At 59.7% G+C, this 5,818-nt stretch carries 7 protein-coding genes; 6 read left to right on the top strand and 1 reads right to left on the bottom strand.

The genetic code is table 11. The features are described 5' to 3' along the window. Positions 1-47: 47 nt before the first annotated feature. Complete coding sequence (gene trxA / locus WLY71_RS29310; protein WP_347806354.1) at positions 48-920, top strand: thioredoxin; 873 nt, start codon at positions 48-50, stop codon at positions 918-920. A gap of 102 nt (positions 921-1,022) precedes the next feature. Here the strand turns inward: trxA and WLY71_RS29305 are convergent, their stop codons facing one another. Beyond that, positions 1,023-1,364, bottom strand: a complete 342-nt coding sequence (locus tag WLY71_RS29305; protein WP_347806353.1) for a hypothetical protein — start codon at positions 1,362-1,364, stop codon at positions 1,023-1,025. A 135-nt stretch (positions 1,365-1,499) separates the two neighbouring features. Here WLY71_RS29305 and WLY71_RS29300 point away from each other — a divergent pair, with 135 nt between their 5' ends. From WLY71_RS29300 to WLY71_RS29280, 5 genes are all read left to right on the top strand, one after another. After that, on the top strand, positions 1,500-2,078 hold the full coding sequence (locus tag WLY71_RS29300; RefSeq protein ID WP_347806352.1) for a DUF2796 domain-containing protein: 579 nt from the start codon (positions 1,500-1,502) through the stop codon (positions 2,076-2,078). A 137-nt stretch (positions 2,079-2,215) separates the two neighbouring features. Continuing rightward, the gene (locus WLY71_RS29295; protein WP_347806351.1) at positions 2,216-2,926 is read left to right on the top strand and encodes an ABC transporter ATP-binding protein; all 711 of its coding nucleotides are present in this window, start codon (positions 2,216-2,218) and stop codon (positions 2,924-2,926) included. 1 nt (position 2,927) lies between these two features. Then, the gene (locus WLY71_RS29290) at positions 2,928-4,193 is read left to right on the top strand and encodes an ABC transporter permease (protein WP_347806350.1); all 1,266 of its coding nucleotides are present in this window, start codon (positions 2,928-2,930) and stop codon (positions 4,191-4,193) included. Between the two features lie 11 nt (positions 4,194-4,204). Next, on the top strand, positions 4,205-4,723 hold the full coding sequence (locus tag WLY71_RS29285; RefSeq protein WP_347806349.1) for a DUF3299 domain-containing protein: 519 nt from the start codon (positions 4,205-4,207) through the stop codon (positions 4,721-4,723). A 246-nt stretch (positions 4,724-4,969) separates the two neighbouring features. Continuing rightward, positions 4,970-5,668 (top strand): OmpW/AlkL family protein, encoded by a 699-nt coding sequence (locus WLY71_RS29280; RefSeq protein WP_347806348.1) that lies wholly within the window; start codon positions 4,970-4,972, stop codon positions 5,666-5,668. Positions 5,669-5,818: the final 150 nt, after the last annotated feature.

The following is a 5,818-nucleotide window of genomic DNA, read 5'->3' as shown; positions in this document are numbered from 1 at the left end:
CCGCCAAGTCGTATAGTTGCCCCATTCACGCTTTTACGAGATCCCCCATGAGTCAGGAAACGCCGTACATCTTCGACGCCACGACTGCCGATTTCGAGCAGTCGGTGATCGAGAACTCTTTCCACAAACCGGTGCTGGTGGATTTCTGGGCCGAATGGTGTGCGCCGTGCAAGGCCTTGATGCCGATGCTGCAAACCATCGCCGAGAGCTATCAGGGCGAGTTGTTGCTGGCCAAGGTCAACTGTGACGTCGAGCCGGACATCGTTTCGCGCTTCGGCATTCGCAGCCTGCCGACGGTGGTGCTGTTCAAGGACGGTCAGCCGGTGGATGGTTTCGCCGGTGCACAGCCTGAATCTGCGGTACGCGCAATGCTCGAACCTCACGTGCAAATGCCGCCACCGGCTGCTTCCGACCCGTTCGAACAGGCTCAGGCGCTGTTTGATGACAACCGCTTTGCCGACGCCGAAGCCACACTGAAAGTGCTGCTGGGCGAAGACAACACCAATGCCAAGGCGCTGATTCTCTACGCCCGCTGCCTCACCGAACGTGGCGAGTTGAGCGAAGCACAAACCGTGCTCGACGCAGTCAAGAGCGATGAGCACAAGGCCGCCCTCGCCGGCGCCAAGGCGCAGATCCAGTTTCTCGGCCAAGCCAAGGATTTGCCGGATGTGGCAGACCTGAAAGCGCGTCTGGCAAAAAATCCGCAGGACGATGAAGCGGTTTATCAGCTGGCGATCCAGCAACTGGCCCGTCAGCAGTACGATGCGGCGCTGGATGCGTTGCTCAAGCTGTTCGTGCGCAATCGCAGCTACAGCGAAGGCCTGCCGCACAAGACCTTGCTGAAGGTGTTCGAACTGCTGGGCAACGATCATCCACTGGTGGCCACGTACCGCCGCAAGTTGTTTGCTGCTCTTTATTGAAAGATCAAAAGATCGCAGCCTCGTTTCACTCGACAGCTCCTACATGGGATCTTGTTTCCCTGTAGGAGCTGTCGAGCGAAGCGAGGCTGCGATCTTTGCGTTTTACTCGATCCATCTGTAGAGCGGCGTATCCCCGCCGCTCGTCACCTTCACATCAGAGCAGTGGCGCAAACGCACCAGCAAGCGTTTGCCCGACGCCGCGCTGCCGGTCAGACCTTCCAACTGATCCAGCAAATCCGGCCCGCTCAATTGCCCGGCCTTGCGCAGCAAATCCTTGGCGATCTGCCACAGTGCATCATCCTGATTGATCGGTTTTGCCGGCGCTGCACTGGCTTCGGGCTTCACCACCTGCAACTGCGCCCCGAGCCGCGCCCAGTCGCCGTCATCCATCTCCAGCGTCAAATCCACCGGCCAGTCGCCGATGCTTCCGCGTATACGCAACATAAGTCTGCTCCTGCACATTTCTGACTTGCATGCTCCCATGGGACTTGTGCAACACCAAGCAGGCGGTCAAACTCTCGGCACTTACGTTATAAGATTACATAACAAACTCTTCATTTTACTTTTCGGAGACCCGCCATGCGCCGTCTGCTTCTCGCTCTGCCGTTTGCCCTGTTGCCGCTGGCCGTCGCCCACGCTGCTGATGAACATGATCATGAGCACGGCAGCCTCGGCGCCCACGAACATGGTGTCGGTCGCCTGAACGCAGCGCTGGACGGTCAGACCCTGGAGCTGGAACTGGAAAGCCCGGCGATGAACCTGGTGGGTTTCGAACACGCCGCTGTCACCGACGCCGACAAGGCCAAAGTCGCCGCCGTTCGTGCGCAGCTGGAGAAACCGCTGGTGCTGTTCAACCTGCCGAAAGCCGCTGGTTGCGTGGTCGCGACACAGGAACTGGAAAGCCCGTTGTTCGGCGGCAAGCCGGATGCCGATGATGATCACGACGAAGAGGCCAAGGGCGAACATCACCACGACCACAGCGAAATCCACGCTCATTATCAATTCAGCTGCTCGGCACCGGGCGCACTGAAAACCCTGGACCTGGCGAACATCTTCAACACCTTCCCGGCGACCCAGAAGATTCAGGTACAACTGATCAGCCCGAGCGGGCAGCAAGGTGTAGAAGTGACGGCCAAGGCTGCCGCCCTGAAATTCTAAATTCACCCGATCCCCTGTAGGAGCTGTCGAGTGCAACGAGGCTGCGATCTTTTGACGTTAAAGATCAAGATCAAAAGATCGCAGCCTCGTTGCACTCGACAGCTCCTACAGGTCATCAAAACAATGAAATCGGCGCTATGACCCAAGCACTCATCGAACTGTCCGACCTGGGCTTCAGTTGGCCCGGTCATCCGCCGCTGCTGGATATCCCGGCGTTTCGCCTGGAGCCTGGGGAAACCCTGTTCCTCAAAGGCCCCAGCGGCAGCGGAAAGACCACCCTGCTCGGCCTGCTCGGTGGTGTGCAGAAGCCCAATCGCGGCAGCATCCGATTGCTGGGCCAGGAACTGACCGAACTTTCGGCCGGTGCCCGCGACCATTTCCGGGTCGATCACACCGGCTACATCTTCCAGCAGTTCAACTTGCTGCCGTTTCTCTCGGTGCGCGAGAACGTTGAGTTGCCCTGCCACTTTTCCAAGCTGCGCGCTCAACGGGCGATCCTGCGCCATGGCAGCGTCGATCAGGCGGCGGCCACCCTCCTCGCCCACCTGGGCCTGAAGGATGAAAGCATCCTCAGCCGCCGCGCCGATTCGCTGTCCATCGGCCAGCAGCAACGGGTTGCCGCTGCGCGCGCGTTGATCGGTCAGCCTGAATTGGTGATCGCCGACGAACCGACTTCGGCCCTGGATTACGACGCCCGCGAGAATTTCATTCGCTTGCTGTTCGCCGAATGCCGCGACGCCGGGTCGAGCCTGCTGTTCGTCAGCCATGACCAGAGCCTGGCGCCGCTGTTCGATCGCCACCTGTCGCTGGCCGATCTCAATCGCGCCGCCACCCCGTCCGAGGTCTGAGATGTATTTGTTTCGTCTAGCCATGGCCAGCCTGGCTAACCGCCGCTTCACGGCGATCCTCACCGCGTTCGCCATTGCCCTGTCGGTCTGCCTGCTGCTAGCCGTGGAGCGCGTGCGCACCGAAGCCAAGGCCAGTTTCGCCAGCACCATCAGCGGCACCGACCTGATCGTCGGCGCACGTTCCGGTTCGGTGAACCTGTTGCTGTACTCGGTGTTCCGCATCGGCAACGCCACCAACAACATCCGTTGGGACAGCTTCGAGCACTTCGCCAACAACCCGAAAGTGAAGTGGGCAATCCCGATGTCCCTCGGCGACTCCCATCGCGGTTATCGGGTGATGGGCACCACCGAGGCGTACTTCGAGCACTATCAATACGGTCATCAGCAACACCTGGAACTGGCCGACGGCCGCGCCTTCGCCACCGATCCGTTTGAAGTGGTGCTCGGTGCCGAAGTGGCCGATGCGCTGCACTACAAACTCGGCGACAAACTGGTGCTGGCCCACGGCGTGGCGGTGATCAGCCTGGTCAAGCACGACGACAAGCCGTTCACCGTGGTCGGCATTCTCAAACGCACCGGCACCCCGGTGGACCGCACGCTGCATATCAGCCTCGGCGGTATGGAAGCGATTCACATCGACTGGCACAACGGCGTGCCGGCGCGCGGTAACGGTCGGATCAGTGCCGATCAGGCACGCAACATGGACCTGACGCCGCAGGCGATCACGGCGTTCATGCTCGGCCTCAACAGCAAGATTTCGACCTTCGCGCTACAGCGGGAGATCAACGAATTTCGGGGTGAACCGATGCTGGCGATCCTGCCGGGCGTGGCGCTGCAAGAACTGTGGAGTTTGATGAGCACGGCGGAAAAAGCCTTGTTCGTGGTCTCGCTGTTCGTGGTGCTGACCGGGTTGATCGGCATGCTCACGGCGATCCTCACCAGCCTCAACGAACGCCGTCGGGAGATGGCGATTCTGCGTTCAGTGGGTGCCCGACCGTGGCACATCGCGACGTTGCTGGTGCTGGAGGCGTTTGCCCTGGCACTGTCGGGCGTGATTGCCGGGGTATGTCTTTTGTATGTGGGCATCGCCTTGGCTCAAGGTTATGTGCAGGCGAATTACGGCTTGTACCTGCCGCTGGCCTGGCCGAGCGAATATGAATGGACGCTGCTCGGTGGCATCCTGATCGCCGCGTTGCTGATGGGCAGCGTGCCGGCCTGGCGCGCGTATCGCCAATCTTTGGCCGATGGCCTGTCGATCCGTTTATGAGGACGTTGAACATGCCCCGTGCTGTGCTTGCGCTGTTGATGCTGGTCGCCTTGCCCCTGTGGGCGGCCGAGCCGAAAGACCTGACCTGGTCGGAAATGATCCCGCCGGACGCTGCACCGGAAGTGCCGAACATGACGCCGCTGCACGACCTGTCACAGATGGGCAAGGCGTTGGCCGCTGAATCGGCACCCGCAGCCAAGCAAGACATGCCGAACGCACCGGTGGTGAAAAGCCTCGACGGGCAGAACATTCGTTTACCGGGCTACATAGTGCCGCTGGAAGTGAGTGAAGAAGGTCGCACCACGGAGTTTCTGCTGGTGCCTTATTTCGGCGCCTGCATCCACGTGCCGCCACCGCCGTCGAACCAGATCGTGCACGTCAAAAGCCAGGTGGGTGTGAAGCTCGACGAGTTGTATCAGCCGTACTGGATCGAAGGTGCATTGCAGGTTAAAGCGTCGACCAGCGAGTTGGCGGATGCCGGGTATCAGATGCAGGCGGACAAGATTTATGTGTATGAATTGCCGGAGTGAATCCGGGAGTTCTGTGTTGTTTGTTAGATAGCCATCGCGAGCAAGCTCGCTCCCACAGGAGATTTGTGTTGATGCACAGATCAAATGTGGGAGCAGCCGGTCGACGCTCGATTGCTCGCGATGAGGCCATCAGAGGCGCCAACAAAATCAGGGCCATCACTGTTTCATTGAGCTGAGTCAAAAGACCGTATCAGACGGCTCCGTACCATTGGACATCGAAATTTTTAACGTCCTTTGGAGCCCTCAATGCACAAGTCCAAGCTCTGCGCTTCGCTGTTTGCCCTCGCGCTCGCAACACCGTTAGCCTACGCCCACGAAGCCGGCGATATCATCGTTCGTGCCGGTGCAATCACCGTCAACCCGAAAGCCGACAGCTCCAGCGTCAAGGTTGATCAAGGCCCGCTGAAGGGTGCCGATCTGGGTGGCAAGGCCACCATGAGCAGCGACACGCAATTGGGTCTGAACTTCGCTTACATGCTCAACAGCCACTGGGGGATCGAGCTGCTGGCGGCCTCGCCGTTCGAGCATGACGTGAAGATCAAAGGCACCGCCCTCGGCGCGGCCAACGGCAAACTCGGTACGCTGAAACACCTGCCACCGACGCTGAGCGTTGTGTACTACCCACTGGACTCCAAGTCCGCGTTCCAGCCGTACGTTGGCGCCGGCATCAACTACACCTGGATCTACGACGAGCACGTTGGCAGCGAAGCCAGCGCCAACGGCTTCAGCAACTTCAAGGCGGATAACTCCTGGGGCATGGCCTTCCAGGTCGGCGCCGATTACATGCTGACCGACAACATCATGATCAACGCCCAGGTGCGCTACATCGACATCGACACCACCGCGACCGTGCAAAATAACGCAGTGGCACAGGGCACTCGCGCCAAGGTCGATGTGGACGTAGACCCGTTCATCTACATGGTTGGCCTGGGTTACAAGTTCTAAAATTGCCGGCACAAAAAAGGCGCCTCGAAAAGCTAATGCCGATCAGTTAAGCCAAAACGCGATCCGTAGCAGCTGGCGAAGCCTGCGTTCGGCTGCAAAGCAGTCGTGAAATCAGACGATGCGGTGTTTCAGGAAGACCGCAAACTCAGG

The sequence above is a fragment of the Pseudomonas rossensis genome (assembly GCF_039888995.1).
Taxonomy (GTDB): Bacteria; Pseudomonadota; Gammaproteobacteria; order Pseudomonadales; family Pseudomonadaceae; genus Aquipseudomonas; species Aquipseudomonas rossensis.
Note: the sequence above shows the minus strand (reverse complement) of the source record. Positions and strands in the feature narration are given on the sequence as shown.